Below are 16,218 nucleotides of genomic sequence, written 5' to 3' on the forward strand. Positions count from 1 at the left end.
GCGCGTACCGGCCTTTCTCTGAGGTCATCGCCGGACCCATTTGCGCAGGACTCAGGCGCACGTGGGCCGACGTGTACTACAGGTAACCGTAGTTTGTTGTGGGGGCGTTGCGCTGCCAAGGATGACCTAACTAACGCTCGGTCCCGCCACCACTGTCACAGTGGATGATACTTGTGAGTAACTTACTGTCGAGTCAGGTGTGGGATCCGTGCGCTCGGTGTGGGAAGCATCACGCAACAAGGTGCGCGAGAGGCGATCCGGCCTCAGCCGACGATTCCCGCGACCTTCTCCAGTTCCTCGAGTGCGGTGTCGAGGTGGGTCAGGAGTCGCTGCAGGCTGGGTAGTTCCTTGCGTGCGCCGATGAGGCCGAAGTTCACCTGATCGGCCGTGGTCGTGACCGTGATGTTGAGCGCCAGACCCTCCATCGCGATGGACACCGGATACGCCCCTTCGAGCCGGGCGCCGTTCCAGTAGAGCTGTTCGGAGGGTCCTGGCACGTTGCTGATGATCAGGTTGAACTGGGGCGGCGTGTAGCGGACGAAACCCGGGACAGGCGCGAGGGCCAGTGGCGCGAACGCCGCGGCGCCGAACATCAGCGCCTGGAGCGGTGACAGTCCACGGATGACCTGCTTCGCCTTGCGCGTGGAGGCGACCACCGTGGCCAGGCGTCGTTCCGGATCGGGTTGATCGGTCGCCAGGTTCGCCAGGATGGCGGTGACCAGATTGCCCTCGGATGCGTCGTCGGTGTGCATCGAGACGGGGATCGCCGCGACGAGCGGTGTGTCGGGTAGGTCGTCGCGGTCGATCAGGTAAGAGCGCAGCGCCCCGCCGCACATCGCGACGATGACGTCGTTGAGGGTGATGTCGAGTGCCGAGGCGATCGCGCGGAGCCGTTCCATCGGCCACTGCTGGGCGGCGAATCGGCGTGCGCTGCCGATCGAGACGTCGAGCATGGTGCGTGGTGCCGGAACGAACGGTGAGGAGAAGTCGTCGTCGGTGACGGCGGTCCACGCGACCCTGGCCGCGGCCGGCGCCGCCCCGACGATCTGTCCGGCGACGCCGACGGCCTGCCCGACCAGGCCGGTCACCGCCGAGAGCTTCGGTATGCGTGAGCCCGACGCCGACGTGGTCCGTGATCGTCGAACGAGCCGGGGATCCCACCACGCGGTGCCGTTGCGATCGTCGGGATCGGTGGACAGCGAATTCTCCAAGAGGCGTAGCGCGGAGACGCCGTCGACCAGTGAGTGATGGATCTTGGTGTAGATGGCGACGCGGCCGTCCTCGAGTCCGTCGATGATGTGGAGCTCCCACATCGGGCGGGTGCGGTCGAGCAGGGCGCTGTGGTTGAGCGACACGTAGCGCAGCAGCTCGCGGATGCGTCCCGGGCGCGGGAGCACGGCCCGCCGCACGTGATAGTCGAAGTCGATCTCGTCGTCGTGGGACCAGGCGGCGTAGCCGAACAGTGAGGCCGGCGATGCGGGTCGCTTGCGGAACAGTCGGCGCACATCGGTGCAACCCTGGAAGGTCTCGAAGATCTCCTCGGCGAGTTCGGTTCCCGATTGCCCTTCCCTGGGCACGAACAGCTGGAGTCCGCCGACATGCATCGGTTGCTCGCGGGTCTCCGCGATCAGGAACATGGATTCGGTGACCGGCATATAGGGCATCGTGGCGACCTCTGGATCTCGGGGTGGGGCACCGTGCGGGCAGTGCGATCGTCTCAGTATCAGCCTCCGACCGGCCCCCATCTCCCGATTGGGTCAAGTGGTGATCAACGACTCAGCGGTCGGTGTCGGGGGAGCCATGATCGCCTACCGTGAGATCGTGCATCCGGCAGCTCGAGCGGTTCTCGTCGTCGTCGTGACCGTCGAGCTGATCGTCACGATCGCGGCCACCTGGGTGTACATCTCGTCGTCGGGGCGAGTGCTGGACGAGGGCGACGTGCCGGTCGGTTCGACAGCCCTGGTACTCGGATCGCTGGTGGACGACGGCGAGCCCGGCGACTATGTGCGCGGTCGTCTCGACACCGCAGTCGACCTCTATCGCTCCGGACGCGTCGCCCGGATCATCATCTCGGGCAACGGGTCTGCCGCTGCTGGTGATGAACCCGCAGTGATGCGCCACTATCTCGAGCAACACGGTGTCGCCGCCGACGACATCACCGACGACCCGCTCGGCATGGATACCGAGGCGAGTTGTCGTCGCGCCCACGAAGATTTCGGTGTCCATGCCGCGGTGATCATCACGCAGGACTTCCACCTGTCACGAGCGATCGCGTTGTGCCGGAGCCGGGGGATCGACGCAACCGGGGTGGCGGCCCGTTGTGACTGCCCGGAGTGGACAGTGCTCCGCAACCACCTTCGCGAACTCATGCTGGCGCGTCCGCGAGCGTTGCTGGGCACGATCAGCGGCCGGTGAATCAGCGATGAGGCCGGTCAGCGGTTGAGCGTGAGCGGCAGACGGGGGCGCCCGGTGAGGTACAGAGATCCGGGTACGCGGCGCAGGATCTCCACCAGCACCAGTGAGCCCGCGATGGTGGCGACGTAGGTGACCAACGTGCCCCAGGGCTGGCCGAGCGTGGCCAGGATCCAGGGCCGGCCGCCGGACTGCGGCTTGAGCAGGAAGTACAGCACCAGTACGTGTCCGAGGAACACACCGAACGAGCGGTTGGACGCGAAGGAGACGGCTCGGGCGAACCGCGGCGTGACGTCGCGCCAGGTGCTCGCCCAGTGCGCGGCGGCTGCGTACAGGCAGGTGATGGCCACGACGATGAAGGGGATCAGGGTCGGATGGAAGGCGGAGTTGCTGTCGTGCACCGGCTTTCCGCCGAACCAGACTCCGGACAGGTACGTGCCGACGGCGAAGATGCCGGTCGCCAGCAGCGCACCGAAGAGCCACCAGCCCTTGCCCGCGAGCCATCGGGCGGTGGCGTCGCGATGAACCGCGGCCACCGCGCCGTACAGGATGAAGAACTGGTACGGGATGAAGGTCGCGTAGTGATGCCACCAGTACTGCGCGATGGGGGCGGGCGGCTGCCAGAAGGTGATGGTCGCGGTGATCGCGAACTGCACGGCGAGGCTGGCTGCCAGAAGCTTGCCGTGATGCCCGCCGGTCGCCCGGACCAGCCACAGCACCAGTGGAAACAGCAGGTAGACCTGGAGCATCACGAACAGGAAGTACATCTGGAAACCGGACAGGCCCCAGCCGGCCAGCCTGCCGAACTCGGCCAGGCTCCCGACCGGATTCGACAAGACGTCGCCGATACGGTCCTTCGCCCACACCTCCTGCACGAGCCAGTAGATCGCCGACCAGATGAGGTACGGGAAGATGACCAGCTTGATGCGTTTGCGCCAGAACCCCGTCGTACTGAAGTCGGCCTTGTCGAAGTTCTGATACATCAGCACGAAGCCGGTCAGCGCGAAGAAGGTGTTGCGCGTGAAATGCAGCAGCAGCGACGCCGTGTTGACCGGCATGCTGGTGAATTCATCGGTCGTCTGCGTCAGGCAATGGACAAAGATGACCAGCGAGAACGTGGTGACCCGGATCAGGTCGAGGTGGTGGAGGTAGGCCTTCCGGCCTACGCCGCGGACCGTCTGTCCGGAGCGTGCGATCGTGCCCGCGCCCTCGTCGGCGGCGCTACCTCGCTCCGGCGCAAAGGTGGTCACGCGTGTCTCAGCCCCAAACCGTTGATGGATTTCTCGGTTCCGAGGGGCTCGCCCGTGAGTCCTCGGAGCTCGTGGCGATCGGTCGCGGCCCCGCGCCTCCCGCGTGGGCGCCCGCGGCACGAGCATCGGTTGACACCTTAACAGCGCAGTCTGGGGTCACCCTGAGATGCTGACCGGCGACGGCCGCGACTCATCGTCGTGTGACCGGGATCACCACCAGTGCAGTGACTTTGCGAGATCGGCCTCGACGGCCGGGGTGAGGCTGCGCACGAACGTCGCAGACAGATGGTGGTAGTCGTGCCAGACGACGATGTTGCCGACGACAGCGGGACAGTAGGTCGGCCCGCACATGGCGTCGGTGTAGTCGAGGAAGGTGGTGTTCGGGAACCGGGGGGCGATGGCCTGCGCCGGGTCGGTCGGTGCCATCGCGACGTCCCGTGGCACTCCACAGACCTGTGGTTTCTTACCCTCAGCCAGACATTCCGGCGGCTTGAGCTGGCCGTGCGCCCACGGGTTGTCGCGTACCGCGATCACGCGTTGTCCACGATCCCGGAACTGCGCGAAGATGTCCTCGTAGTCCTGCGGGACGTAGTCGCCGCGAGCACCCCTGCCCTCCACCGGTCGGGTGGAGTTGGTGAAGACGACGTCGGGCTTGTCGGCGGCGAGTCGGTTCATCACCCGCTTCGACCAGTCGTTGCACTGGTAATACTTCTGACCGAACCAGATGAAGACGTGACTCGTGGTCAGGGCACACCCCACCTTGAGATAGGTGGTCACCTTGAATCCGCGTCGCTTCCCGATCGCGTCGAGCGCGGTGATCCAGTATTCGGCGTGCGAACCTCCCACCAACGCGACGGTTCGGGTGGCGTTCTTGTCCCCGTAGACCCCGACCTTGATCGACGGGTCCTTCCAGCCGCTGATGACCGAGTCGTACGAGGTGATCGGCCAGTCCTTGTCGACCACCTCGGGGCTCGGCTGCGGGTCCACCTTGGGAACCGGTGCGCCGTCGAGGTAGGCGCGGGCCCCGGGGTACAGGCGGGTGTCGAGGTTCTCGGTGTTGACGGTGGCGTTGGCCGCGTTCCGCTGCCAGATGACGACGGTGGAACCCGCGACGACGGAGGTGATCAGGATGAGCGCGAGAAGTGCCCGCCGATATCGTGGTCCGAGCCCGGTCGACCGCCCGGCACGCAAGGGCGTCTCGATGAACTTGGTGGTCGCCCAGGCCAGCACCACCGAGATCGCGAGGATGGCTGTGCCCTCCAGCCAGTTCACGTGGTCCTGATACCGCCAGGCCAGATAGAAGATCAGCAACGGCCAGTGCCACAGGTAGAGCGCGTACGCGATGGAGCCGAGCCAGACGAGACGCGGATGTGCGAGGACACTGCTGACCGAACCCGGCCCGGCCGTGGAGTCGGGCCGGGTGACAGCCGAGCCCGTCCAGATCAGGAGCAGCGTCGCGCCGACGGGCACGAGCGCCAGCACGCCGGGATACTCCTGCACGCCCGCGATCCACCAGCCACAGGTGACGATCAGGGCCAGGGCGAACACCCCGAGGACGTTGCGCATCCACGGCCGTAGCGCGAGCCGGGGCATCCAGACCGCGAGGAGTCCGCCGGCGAGTGGTTCCCAGAGCCGGGCGACGGTGTCGTAGTAGTTGAAGGGCTGGTTCACCGCGTGCCGGTGATTGGCCCAGGCGAACGAGACCAGGGCGACCGCGAGGAGGCTGAACCCGACGATGCCGCGGATCACCGAGGGATTCGACAGTGCGGAGAACCGTCGGGACAGGACGCGCAGGAGACCGCCGAGGGCCAGGGCACACAGCAGTGTCAGGACAAAGAACTGTCCCTGCATCGACATCGACCAGAGATGCTGCATCGGGCTGTTGGCGGAGTCCGCGGCCTGATAGTCCTGTGAATCGAGCGCCAGGTGCCAGTTCTGGTAGTAGAGCGCGCTGGCCTGCACCTCTGAACCGAGCGGCCCCCACCTCGTCTTCGGCATCACCAGGGCGATGAGCGCGGTGACGACCACCAGGATCACCAGCAGCGCGGGGAGCAACCGGCGCGCGAGGCGCGAGAACCGCGGCCACGGGTTGATCGCGGTCCGCCACGGCACCGATGCGGGTTGGGTGGCGATGACGTGCTTGAGCAACGACGCGACGAAGAAGTAGCCCGACAGCGTCAGGAAGACGTCGACGCCGCCGGAGACGCGTCCGAACCACAGATGGAAGATCGCGACGAGGGCGATCGCGACCCCACGCAGGCCGTCGAGATCCAGCCGATAACCGGACGTGTTGCCGGTCGCGGCGTCCTCGTTGGGCGTCGCTGTCGGGGTGGTTACGGCCGTGCTCACAGGCAGGGATGCTACTTGGCTCTGGTGGTGATTCCGGTCAGCAGTCGCCGTGTAGCCCCAGGCAGATCGGCAAACAGTGGGCGCACCGATATGCGCGCGCTGCGCCTAACCCTTCAACCGGACTGCGTCCGCGGGCACGCTGACGCCGACGGCATCGGCCGCCGCAGACACCGGGACAGCGACAGGCAAAGGGGAACGGCATGGCAGACGAGGGACGCAGGAGTGTGGGGGTGGTGGGTGCGGGCCTGGCCGGCGCAAGTGCGGCACTCGGCTTCGTCGAGGCGGGTTTCGACGTGACGCTTTACAGCGACAAGGACCGGGAATCGTTGCGCGACAAGGTGCCGCCCACCGGGGTGGGCGTGCTGTTCGGCAAATCGCGGGAGTGGGACGCCGAGATCATCGAGGACACCTACGACGTCGGCAACACCACCGGGATCAGCGTTCGGCTGCATTCGGGAAGCGGTGACGACCGCACCGATGTGCTCGAGTTCAACCCCGACTACGGCTATGTCGCCCAGGCGGTCGACCTCCGCCTGCGCGCCGACGACCGGCTCGGCAGGTTCCTGGACCACGGCGGGCGCTTCGAGGTGGGTGCGGTGGACGTCGACCGCCTCGACGAGATCGCCGGCTCCCACGACCTCACCCTGGTCGCGACCGGCAAGGGCGGGTTGTCGGCGTTGTTCCCGGTCGACGGGTCGCGGACGCACTATCGGGAGCCGCAGCGCAAGCTACTGCAGGTGACGCTCACCGGCCTCGACCACGGACCCGACGCGTTCGCCTATCGCAGCAGCGGGGGCGGCAATCACTCCCTGTTCAACCTCGACAGCGAAAACGGGGAGATCTTCGTCGGCCCGTTCCTGCACAAGGACGCCGGCGCGACCTGGTCGTTCATCGTCTTCGCGAAACCTGACGGAGCATGGGCACCGACGATCGACGAGGTCGACGATGCCGGGTCGGCCCGCTCGGCGCTCGTCGACATCTTCACCGAGTATTTCCCTCACGACGCACCGGTGATCGAACAGTTGAAGGTGATCGAGTCGGACCCGGTGTCGTGGCTCACGGGTGCGGTCACCCCGACGGTGCGGCATGTCGTCTCCACCACCCGCGGCGGCCATGTCGTCGCCGCGATCGGCGACACCGCGATCGCGGTGGACCCGGTCGCAGGCCAGGGTGCCCAGAACTCGCTGATCCAGGTCGCCGAACTGGTGAAGGCGGCCAAGGCGCACGACGGCGCGTTCGGTGCCGACTGGCTCGAAGCCGAGTTCGAGAAGCACTGGGAGCGGCGTGGCCGCGCGGCGGTCGAGGTCACCCGCCTCTATCTGGGCGATCCGGACTACGCCACCCACCTTGAACTCTCGTTCCCCGCCGCCGCCGTCGACGCCAACGTGGCGTCCGCGCTGTTCGGATTGCTCTCGGAGCCGAATCCGCTTCTCACGCTGGAGAGTCGAGAGGATGTGCTCGGGTTCATCGCCGCGGTGTCCGGCGAGCCCGCAGGCGATGTGCTGGGCCGATTCGAACCGGCCGGGCGGTTCAGTTCGGCGAGTGACAAAGTCGCGAGCTGAGGTGCCGGTGGGTGGATCGGGATGTCCGGCGCAACCGTCCGCACTGACGAAGATGTTCGACCCACATCACGTGTGCGTCGAGCTCACGTAGCGTGGTGATGCGTGACTGCCGACGCAGTGGAGCAGATCTGTGAGGACATCGCGGCCGAGGCCGACGGCACCATGCGGATCGGGGTCGCCGAATCGCTCACCGGCGGCAACATCGCCGCCAGTCTCAGTCGTGCGTCCGGGTCGGGCAACTGGTTCTCGGGTGGGATCGTCGCCTACCACCCTGAGGTCAAGTTCGGGCTCCTCGACGTTCCGGACGGCCCGGTGGTCTGTGCGACGGCTGCCGAGGCAATGGCGCGGAACGCTGCGCGGCTCCTGGGTGCAGACCTGGTGGTGGCCGTCACGGGTGAGGCCGGGCCCGATCCCCAGGAGGACGAAGCCGGCACGGTGTGTTTCGGCATCTTCGACCACGGCAAAACCTTCAGTGCCGAAGCGCGTTTCGCCGGTGAACCGGCGGAGATCGTGAGGGCCACCGTCGAGCACGCACTTCGGCTGCTGTTATCCCGGCTGGTCGACTGAGGCAGCAAGGGGGGCGACCTCCAAGGCTGCTCGCAGAACCTTGGAGATCTGGCCGAGACAAACACCCGGGTGATCGTCGCGGTTGCGTTCAGGTCTACCCGGTGTGGCGGACGTCTAAACCCGGACCACACTCCGATGTCGAGAACGGGGCCGTGAGCTCGGTCACGGCCCCTCCATGGTTCCCGGAAGGTGTTGCTGCACCTTCTGTTTCTCACTCATGAAACTTCCTGGGTGGCGCGCTGCTCACCTGGGGCAGTAGCCATTGCGGGCTGGTTGGACACATCGCACGAGATGTCCGAGCTGTGAGCGTGTCTGCCCGCGTCGGTAGCCGCTGGTCGTGACCGGCACGCGTACCGACCTGCTCGCGGTTTCAGACTCGGTGCAGCCAGAGCCGCCGACGAGCAACCCTGCGCAACTCGGCGATGTCGTGGTCTTCGATGTCGTGGTCGGACTCACGCTGCTCGGTGACATCGAGGATGCGAGCGAAGAACTCGGTCTCATCTATGCCGAACCGGTCTCTGATGTGGTCTGCCGGTCCGCCGCCGTACCGCGCCCATTGAGTTGCGAAAGTCAGAAGCTCGCAGTCTGGTCCAGACCATTTCGAACCATTCACGTTGTCTCCCCGACATCGTGAGCGGACTCGTCGGAAGCGTCCTGACCGGAGTCCATGACCGAAGTCCACCAATCGCGTAGCGGAGAGGGATCAGGCCACACCACGTCGTCGGACGTTCTGGAGTCGAGCTTCGGCGCCACGTCAGACGCTCCCGAAGAATTGGTCGATTTCTTCGGGGTGACCGCCATAGTGGCCTTCTCTCAAAATTGTTTGCGTGGCCCGCGTTCTTTGGCCGTGCGTGAGTGCCCACTATCGGTCGGCGCCAAACATTCGAGCTGCGCGTGCCTCCTGTTTGACGGCGCCGCATCTTGGGTATGCCTGGAATCCAGCCGCCATTGGTGCCGCGTGATCTCGCGGGGTCGGGCTGCCGGAGTTCAATCGTTCAGCTCGGGTGGCCGTCCGGCGAAGACGTCCCCACGCGGTCCCACAACCGAATGAGAGTTGCGATGATGAGGGAACCAGACACCGATTCGACCGAGCCGACGTCGGGTGAGACGCGGGATGTGCTCCACCCGGGACCCGCCGACAACGACGGCAGCGGCGGTATGGCGACGCGGGAGGTCGCCCCGGAGGTCGCACGCAAGGGCGAGGTCGACGATGCGGGATAACACTCCCGACGATGTGCGCGGCGCGCGTGAAACGGTCGACGAGCTCGAGGACGAGCATGTAGACGTCCCCGATCCGGATGAGAATCCGCAGGTCGATCCGGCCGCGGCGACCGACTCGGGAACCGGCGATCCGGCTCCGCCCGCAGCTGGGGATGCGGAACCGCCGGATTGACGGTCCGATCCGTAGGCGCGTCGGTGATGGTGATGTTTGGCGACCGGCCCGATCGGGTAGTCACGTGCCGCCCATTGTCCGCCCCACTGTCCGCCCGCGAGAGGTTATCCATGCTTGCTGATCGTCGCGGCCACGCGGTGACGGCCGAATTGCCGGCATCGCGCGGCCGGTTGTCTGCAGCACTGATCGAGGCGCTCGAGGGCGAGCGTCCCCTCGAACTGCCGATCGGCGTGGATGAGGCAGACCCTTACGGCGACGACCTGCAGCTCGCGCTCTACGTCGCTTACGAGATGCATTACACCGGCTGGACCGGGGTACGCGACGATCGGGAATGGGATATCCAGATCCTTGCGTTCCGCCGAGAGCTCGAGCGGCATTTCCTGGCTGCGGTACGCGCCGACATTGGTCCCGCGGACGACTTCTCGTCGCCCGAGATCGAAATGAATCGGCTCTGCGTCGAGCCCGCCGACGGCGACGGCGTCTCGTTCATCCTGCGCGACAGCGGTTCCTGGCGGCAATTCCGTGACATGTTCGCGATGCGCTCGCTGTACCACCTCAAAGAGGCCGACCCCCATGCATGGGCCATCCCGCGGCTGCGGGGCGCCGCGAAGGCTGCGTTCGTCGCGGTCGAGTTCGATGAATTCGGTGGGGGCCGTGCGGAAGCGGTCCATCAAGACCTGTTCGCGGATCTGTTGGCCGCGGCAGACCTGCGCCCCGATTATCTCGCCTATCTCGACGGTGCGCCCGGATGGGCGCTGGCTCCGGTGAACCTCATGTCACTCTTCGGTTTACATCGATCGCTGCGCGGGGCCACGGTCGGACACCTCGCTGCCACCGAGATCACGTCGCCGCCGGGCTCGCAGCGATTGTTGTCCGGCCTTGAACGTCTCGACGCCCCGGAGACGTGCCGACACTTCTATGCCGAGCACGTCGAGGCAGACGCTGTCCACGAGCAGATCCTGCGACACGACGTCGTGGGCGAACTCGTGCGCGCCGAGCCGAATCTGGAGGCGGATGTCGTGTTCGGAATCCGTGGGTTCCTGTTGGTGGAGGACGCCTTCGACCGGGGGCTGCGTTCCGTCTGGGAGCTGGGCGAACTCCTCGTGTGACGGTCTCAGCCCGCATTGTCGGCTCGGATACGACGCCGGTGGCTGGTGTCGCACAGCGGATACCGCCGGCTGCGGCCGCATGCGCACACAGCGACCGCGAACCGGTCGGACCGGACGTGCGATCCGTCTGGCATCTCGATGTCCACCGGTCCGGACACCAGCATCGGTCCACCCCGCACCATGCGGACGCGAGTCGGTTCGGACGAGCTGCTCATCGATGACCTCGCGGCGCCGCGGATGTGGATGGTCGGTCGGCGCGGATGACCACGAGTTCCTCTACCCGACGATCGGTCTCGAGGAGCCCGAGATCTTCGAACCAGGTGGCCTGAGCGGTGAGTACGGGCCCGAACGGAACACGACGGCGCGCCACGACGTCGGCATGGAGGCCGGTACGACGCAGTGCCGCGACAGTTTCGGCCGGGTCGGCGAACTCCGATTGTACGAGCAGGAGAGTTCCGCCGGGATTGAGCAGTTCGGCGGCGCCGGCGCACAGCGGATCGAGCACCGACCGACCGTCGGGACCGCCATCCCAGGCGTTCCGCGGCCAGGCATACTCGTCGGTGACGTCTAGGTCGGGCGGCGTCGGTACATAAGGCGGATTGCAGGTCACGAGGTCGAATGTGTCCCGGCCGGTGAGGTCGTTGAGATCGCGATGTTCGACCGTGACGATGTCGGACACTTTCTGGCAGCGCGCCGCGGCGGACTGCGCGGCGCCCGGGCACGAATCGATTGCGAGCACCGAGGCGGCACCCAGTCGGGCCAGCTCGATGGCGACGACGCCGGTTCCGGTGCACAGGTCCGCTGCCCGGGTCCCGGGGACACGACAGGACCGCCGGACTGCGTCGACCAACAGTTGCGAGTCTTCCTGTGGCCGGTAGACCGTTTCAGGAGGGATCGGTAGTCCCAATCCGCCTGGTACTGGGGCATCACAGCTGAGCGTCATGCCTCTCTTGTTCCCAGTAGACGCTCATGTCAAACCGAAGGAGGACGGGCCCGGAGGTTTCAGCCCGGCGACGTGGGGGTATGACTGCGGCGAGATGAATTGTCGCGGGTGAGGAGAGCACGCAGTGACCGAGAACCGCAACATCACCGATGACCACCGTGTCATCGACGACGTCGCGCTGTCGGCGGATGCGCCCGTGGAGTTGAGTGTGCCTGCACGCGCCGACAGACTCCAGATCGTTCGAGCAGTGGTGGAAGGCACCCTCTATGCCGACGACTGGACCATCGACGACGTCGCCGACATCCAACTCGCGGTCGACGAGGTCTGCTCGCAACTCATCGTGGCGTCGGTCGACGCCGGTCGTCTGCGCGTCTCACTACATGTCGGGGAGGCCGGGTTCGTCGGCGAGGTGGCGGGCGCGATCGAGCCCGCCATTGAATTGGACACGGCTGGTTTCGGTTGGCATGTGGTGGAGACGGTGACCGATGCTCAAGCGGTCACCTACGTCGACACCGCCCACCACCGTGATGCCACGGTTCGGCTGGCCAAGTTGCTCAGCGGAACTCGACCGAGGTGAGCGACCTGCCGGCTTCAGCCAACGAATCATGGAGATCGATCGCGTCGTCGAGGCGGCATGCCTCGACGGGCCGCGCGACGGCGCGACCGCAGGCGACGGCAACTGGTATGTGAAGTCGAGCGGCGTCATCGCAGAACTTGCCGAGCACCGCCAGCCCGGAGGTGCTGAGGAAACGCACCTGCAGCAGATCCAGCAGCACACACTCTGGCCGGCGACCGGTCAGCCGATCCAGCGCCACGGCGAAGTCGGCCACGCTCTGTAGGTCGATCTCACCCGAGAACTGTTGTACACAAATGGTTCTGGCCGCAGTGAGATTGCCTACGGCAGGTCTCGCACCTGCCGCAGGCGCCAGCGAGTCGCGAAAAGTGATGTGTGAATCCAGGCTCATGCGTCTGCCTCGTTCCGAGTTGTACGAGTGCGGCGAGACACGCGTTCCGAGGTCTCGCTGCTGCAGCTGTTGGCTGAACCGCTATGACCAACCGTACGGCGCGGGCCATCCGTCGACAAGTGGAGTTTAGAAGGGACACCACCCGGGTAGCCGCTACGTTGGAGTGATACTGACCTCGCATGCCACACCACCCTCCGGAGGAATTGCTTGACCTCGACACCCGAGAACGATTCGGCGCTGCGCGACACGTCGGCCGGCAACTCTCGGGTGGACGACTATGCAGACGTGGCGCCGGCGATCCAAGCGCTGCGCGAGGCCGCCGACGACCAGGTCAGGGCGCGAATGCGCTCGGACATCGTCGAACGATGCCTCCCACTGGCCGACCACGTCGCGCGCCGATTCAGTGGCCGCGGGGAATCGGTCGACGATCTCGTCCAGGTCGCGCGCATCGGAGTGGTCAATTCCGTCGACCGTTTCGACCCGCGACGTGGAGGGAGTTTCCTGTCGTTCGCTGTGCCGACGGTCATGGGTGAGGTGAAGCGTCATTTCCGTGACAGCATGTGGGCGATCAGGGTGCCACGACGGGCCAAAGAGACCTCGCTGAGTATCAACCGGGCCAGTGACGAACTGGTCCAACGGTTGGGCAGGTCGCCGCGACCCAGCGAACTCGCCGAATACCTCGGCATCCCCGTCGCGGACGTGATCGACGGCCTGATGGCGCGTTCTGCCTACAACGCCACGTCCATCGATTCCGAGCCCGATGACGATGACGGGCGATCGATCATCGACACCCTGGGCGCCGACGACGAGCGGATCGCTCAAATCGATGAGATCGTGGCGCTGCGACCGGCTTTGGAGACCCTGCCCGAGCGGGAACGGCAGATAGTGAGTCTGCGTTTCTTCCACTCGATGTCGCAGAGTGAGATCGCCGCAGAAGTCGGCATCTCGCAGATGCACGTTTCGCGGCTGCTGAACCGGACGCTGGCCCGACTTCGCGACGAACTGAACCACTGCCCGAGAAGTGGGGCCCGGACCACCGACCCTGACCGGCGTGCGCAACCGCCTACGGTTTCAGGATCACCTTGACGGCGCCATCGGCCTTGCGCTGGAAGATGTCGTACGCGTGCGGCGCGTCGTTCAGTGGGAGTTCGTGTGTGGCAAAGGAGTCCACACCGAGGGGATCGTCGTCGCCGAGCAGGGGCATGATGTCCGGCGCCCATTTCTTCACATTCGCCTGGCCCATACGGATCTGGATCTGCTTGTCGAACATCGTCAACATCGGCAGGGGGTCGGCGGTTCCGCCGTAGACGCCGATGATGGAAAGGGTGCCTCCGCGACGCACGATGTCGATGGCGGAGTAGAGCGCCGACAGGCGGTCGACACCGGTCTTGCGCATCATCGGCTCGGCGACAGTGTCCGGCAGCATCGCGACAACCCGTTGCATCATCTTGTTCACCGGGGAGCCGTGTGCCTCCATGCCCACCGCATCGATCACCGCGTCGGTGCCACGACCATGCGTCAACTCGCGGACAGCATCTCCGATGTCGTCGACCTCGTCGAGATCGATGGTGTGGATGCCGCGTGCCCGTATGCGTGCCAACCGCTCGGGTACGCGGTCGACCGCGATCACCTCGGCACCGTGGTGGGCCGCGATGCGTGCGGCCATGTCGCCGATCGGGCCGAGGCCAAGGACGGTGACCGATCCTCCCGCCGGGATGTCGGCGTAGGCGACCGCCTGCCACGCGGTCGGAAGAACATCGGACAGATAGACATATCGGGAATCCGGTGCGTCACCAGGGACCTTGATGTGGGTGAACTGTGCCTGCGGAACGCGCAGGTACTCGGCCTGACCACCGGGAACCGATCCGTAAAGGCTCGAAAAGCCGAAGAGCGCCGCGCCCATTCCCTGTTCGCGCACTTGAGTCGTCTCGCACTGGGTGTACAGCTCCTGCGTGCATGTGTAACACGATCCGCACGAGATCTGGAACGGGATCACGACCCGGTCCCCGACGGCGAGATCGCCGACCTGTGAGCCGACTTCCTCCACCACACCCATGGGTTCGTGGCCGAGGATGTCGCCCGGTTTCATGAATGCCCCGAGGACTTCGTACAGGTGGAGGTCGGATCCGCAGATGTTGGTCGAGGTGACCCGGATGACGGCGTCCGAATCCTCTCGGATCTGCGGATCGGGGACATCCTCGACGGCGACGTTTCGTGTGCCCTGCCAAGTGACTGCGCGCATGTGATCTCCTCTGATCGGTTCACTCGCAGCGTGCCCGCGATGGATCAGGATCAAACCTCCGCCGATCTGACGGGCGCAGGTGGTTTGACGTGAGCGGTCCACGGGCATACATCACCGTCAGCGTCGGAACGGGCAGCGGCGCCTCGGCCCTGGTCACCGTCCGCCGACCCATCGCACCATTACTTCGAGGAGACCACACGTCGACAGATGCGATCGTGATCCTGAAAGACGACCACAAGCAGATCAAGAAGCTGTTCAACGATTTCCGTGCCGCAGGTCCGAACGCGACGAAGACGAAAGGTGACATCGTCGGGAAGATCATCGACGCCCTCACCGTGCACACCTACATCGAGAACGAAGGGATGTACCCGGCGGTCCGCAAGGCCGTGCCCGCCGTCGAGGACGACATCCTCGAGTCGTATGAAGAGCACCACGTGGCCGACCTGCTGGTGATGGAACTCGTCACGATGAAGCCCGAAGACGAGCGATTCGATGCCAAGACCACCGTTCTGATCGAGAACGTGGAGCATCACATCGAGGAGGAAGAGTCCGAATGGTTTCCCGAGGTGCGTAAGACACTGGGCCGGAAAGAACTCCAGCGGCTCGGTGAAGAGCTGCTGGAATTGAAGAAGAAGGCGCCGCACTCACCCGCACAGCCGTCAGCCCTGAAGAAGACCATCGACGCGATCGTGAGGTGAGCGGGTCGTCGACATCCGCGGGACGATGTTTGATCCACCGGCCCGGTGGGTATCAAGAGTGTACGCAAACGACATTCGATCCAAGGAGCACACGATGGGTCTCGACGACAAGATCTCGAACAAGGCAGAAGACCTGCAAGGCAAGGCCAAAGAGGCCACCGGAAGCGTGACCGGCGACGGTGATCTCAAGAACGAGGGCAAGGGAGACCAGGCGTCGTCGGCGGTGAAAGACGGCGTCGAGAGTGTCAAGGACGCAGCCGGCAAGGTCAAGGACAAGTTGACCGGGCACTGACCCGGCCATCTCGTGCGGTCGATGCCACTCGAAGAACGGATAGGTGAAACATGATCGGAACCATCATCAGTGCCATCGTTGTGGGTCTGATCGTCGGTGCACTGGCCCGGCTCATCATGCCGGGCAAGCAGAATGTCGGCGTCATCATGACGATCGTGCTCGGGATATTGGGATCACTGATCGGTTCGTGGCTGACTTATCAGGTGGGCTACAGCAACAGCAACGGTGGTTGGGAGGTCATCCCGTTCATCGTGGGGGTCGTCGTGGCCATCGCCCTGATCGCGGCATACCTCGCGGTACGCGGACGGCAGGTCAGCCACCACTGATCTCCCCTGAAACCCTTTGTGGCGGTCACCGTGATCCACGGTGGCCGCCATTTCACCTGTGCCTCATGCCAGCGCGGCAGCGGACACCCAGAACGGGCTCGGCGGGCATT

General features: G+C 65.4%; 19 protein-coding genes. 12 read left to right on the forward strand and 7 right to left on the reverse strand.

Going from position 1 to position 16,218, the window contains the following annotated elements; all coding sequences use genetic code 11:
• Positions 1-263 precede the first annotated feature (263 nt).
• Positions 264-1,664: a WS/DGAT/MGAT family O-acyltransferase gene (locus ACLQ3I_RS07355; protein ID WP_425800934.1), complete on the reverse strand. Its 1,401-nt coding sequence runs from the start codon at positions 1,662-1,664 to the stop codon at positions 264-266.
• A 136-nt stretch (positions 1,665-1,800) separates the two neighbouring features.
• Between ACLQ3I_RS07355 and ACLQ3I_RS07360 the strand changes: the two genes are divergently transcribed.
• Positions 1,801-2,415, forward strand: a complete 615-nt coding sequence (locus tag ACLQ3I_RS07360; protein ID WP_425801882.1) for a SanA/YdcF family protein — start codon at positions 1,801-1,803, stop codon at positions 2,413-2,415.
• A gap of 17 nt (positions 2,416-2,432) precedes the next feature.
• On the opposite strand, the gene ACLQ3I_RS07365 is transcribed toward ACLQ3I_RS07360, so the two are convergent.
• Positions 2,433-3,608, reverse strand: coding sequence for an acyltransferase (locus ACLQ3I_RS07365; RefSeq protein ID WP_425792810.1), 1,176 nt, complete (start codon positions 3,606-3,608; stop codon positions 2,433-2,435).
• 264 nt (positions 3,609-3,872) lie between these two features.
• Complete coding sequence (locus tag ACLQ3I_RS07370; protein WP_425800936.1) at positions 3,873-6,011, reverse strand: acyltransferase family protein; 2,139 nt, start codon at positions 6,009-6,011, stop codon at positions 3,873-3,875.
• 200 nt (positions 6,012-6,211) lie between these two features.
• Here ACLQ3I_RS07370 and ACLQ3I_RS07375 point away from each other — a divergent pair, with 200 nt between their 5' ends.
• The 6 genes from ACLQ3I_RS07375 (at position 6,212) to ACLQ3I_RS07400 (ending at position 10,642) form a co-directional block, all read left to right on the forward strand.
• A complete protein-coding gene (locus ACLQ3I_RS07375) occupies positions 6,212-7,573 on the forward strand; it encodes a styrene monooxygenase/indole monooxygenase family protein (RefSeq protein WP_425800938.1) in 1,362 nt (453 codons plus the stop codon).
• A gap of 162 nt (positions 7,574-7,735) precedes the next feature.
• Positions 7,736-8,140: a CinA family protein gene (locus tag ACLQ3I_RS07380; RefSeq protein WP_425801885.1), complete on the forward strand. Its 405-nt coding sequence runs from the start codon at positions 7,736-7,738 to the stop codon at positions 8,138-8,140.
• Between the two features lie 337 nt (positions 8,141-8,477).
• The gene (locus ACLQ3I_RS07385) at positions 8,478-8,774 is read left to right on the forward strand and encodes a hypothetical protein (protein ID WP_425800940.1); all 297 of its coding nucleotides are present in this window, start codon (positions 8,478-8,480) and stop codon (positions 8,772-8,774) included.
• 428 nt (positions 8,775-9,202) lie between these two features.
• On the forward strand, positions 9,203-9,361 hold the full coding sequence (locus ACLQ3I_RS07390) for a hypothetical protein (RefSeq protein WP_425800942.1): 159 nt from the start codon (positions 9,203-9,205) through the stop codon (positions 9,359-9,361).
• On the forward strand, positions 9,351-9,533 hold the full coding sequence (locus ACLQ3I_RS07395) for a hypothetical protein (protein ID WP_425800944.1): 183 nt from the start codon (positions 9,351-9,353) through the stop codon (positions 9,531-9,533). The genes ACLQ3I_RS07390 and ACLQ3I_RS07395 overlap by 11 nt, the downstream gene beginning before the upstream one ends.
• A 110-nt stretch (positions 9,534-9,643) precedes the next feature.
• A complete protein-coding gene (locus tag ACLQ3I_RS07400; RefSeq protein ID WP_425792281.1) occupies positions 9,644-10,642 on the forward strand; it encodes an iron-containing redox enzyme family protein in 999 nt (332 codons plus the stop codon).
• 5 nt (positions 10,643-10,647) lie between these two features.
• On the opposite strand, the gene ACLQ3I_RS07405 is transcribed toward ACLQ3I_RS07400, so the two are convergent.
• Together ACLQ3I_RS07405 and ACLQ3I_RS07410 are read right to left on the reverse strand one after the other, a co-directional pair.
• Entirely contained in the window at positions 10,648-10,857 is a 210-nt protein-coding gene (locus tag ACLQ3I_RS07405; RefSeq protein WP_425792282.1) for a CDGSH iron-sulfur domain-containing protein, read from the reverse strand.
• The gene (locus tag ACLQ3I_RS07410) at positions 10,854-11,585 is read right to left on the reverse strand and encodes a HemK2/MTQ2 family protein methyltransferase (protein WP_425800946.1); all 732 of its coding nucleotides are present in this window, start codon (positions 11,583-11,585) and stop codon (positions 10,854-10,856) included. The genes ACLQ3I_RS07405 and ACLQ3I_RS07410 overlap by 4 nt, the downstream gene beginning before the upstream one ends.
• Positions 11,586-11,709: 124 nt before the next feature.
• Between ACLQ3I_RS07410 and ACLQ3I_RS07415 the strand changes: the two genes are divergently transcribed.
• Positions 11,710-12,162 carry an anti-sigma factor gene (locus ACLQ3I_RS07415; protein WP_425800948.1) on the forward strand — a complete coding sequence of 151 codons (453 nt, stop codon included), beginning with the start codon at positions 11,710-11,712 and terminating at the stop codon, positions 12,160-12,162.
• Here ACLQ3I_RS07415 and ACLQ3I_RS07420 read toward each other — a convergent pair.
• Positions 12,140-12,550 (reverse strand): STAS domain-containing protein, encoded by a 411-nt coding sequence (locus tag ACLQ3I_RS07420; RefSeq protein WP_425800950.1) that lies wholly within the window; start codon positions 12,548-12,550, stop codon positions 12,140-12,142. The two genes, ACLQ3I_RS07415 and ACLQ3I_RS07420, sit on opposite strands and share 23 nt — an antisense overlap.
• 237 nt (positions 12,551-12,787) lie before the next feature.
• Between ACLQ3I_RS07420 and ACLQ3I_RS07425 the strand changes: the two genes are divergently transcribed.
• Positions 12,788-13,636, forward strand: coding sequence for an RNA polymerase sigma factor SigF (locus ACLQ3I_RS07425; protein WP_425801887.1), 849 nt, complete (start codon positions 12,788-12,790; stop codon positions 13,634-13,636).
• On the opposite strand, the gene ACLQ3I_RS07430 is transcribed toward ACLQ3I_RS07425, so the two are convergent.
• On the reverse strand, positions 13,614-14,792 hold the full coding sequence (locus ACLQ3I_RS07430; RefSeq protein WP_425800952.1) for a zinc-dependent alcohol dehydrogenase: 1,179 nt from the start codon (positions 14,790-14,792) through the stop codon (positions 13,614-13,616). The two genes, ACLQ3I_RS07425 and ACLQ3I_RS07430, sit on opposite strands and share 23 nt — an antisense overlap.
• Positions 14,793-14,962: 170 nt before the next feature.
• On the opposite strand from ACLQ3I_RS07430, the gene ACLQ3I_RS07435 reads away from it, so the two are divergent.
• The 3 genes from ACLQ3I_RS07435 to ACLQ3I_RS07445 all read left to right on the forward strand — a co-directional run bounded on the left by ACLQ3I_RS07435 (position 14,963) and on the right by ACLQ3I_RS07445 (position 16,108).
• Positions 14,963-15,490 (forward strand): hemerythrin domain-containing protein, encoded by a 528-nt coding sequence (locus ACLQ3I_RS07435; RefSeq protein WP_425801889.1) that lies wholly within the window; start codon positions 14,963-14,965, stop codon positions 15,488-15,490.
• A 94-nt stretch (positions 15,491-15,584) separates the two neighbouring features.
• Positions 15,585-15,782 carry a CsbD family protein gene (locus ACLQ3I_RS07440; protein WP_425792288.1) on the forward strand — a complete coding sequence of 66 codons (198 nt, stop codon included), beginning with the start codon at positions 15,585-15,587 and terminating at the stop codon, positions 15,780-15,782.
• Positions 15,783-15,832: 50 nt separating this feature from the next.
• A complete protein-coding gene (locus ACLQ3I_RS07445; protein WP_425792289.1) occupies positions 15,833-16,108 on the forward strand; it encodes a GlsB/YeaQ/YmgE family stress response membrane protein in 276 nt (91 codons plus the stop codon).
• Positions 16,109-16,218 lie beyond the last annotated feature (110 nt).

It is taken from the genome of Gordonia sp. DT101 (assembly GCF_049844895.1).
Lineage (GTDB): Bacteria > Actinomycetota > Actinomycetes > Mycobacteriales > Mycobacteriaceae > Gordonia.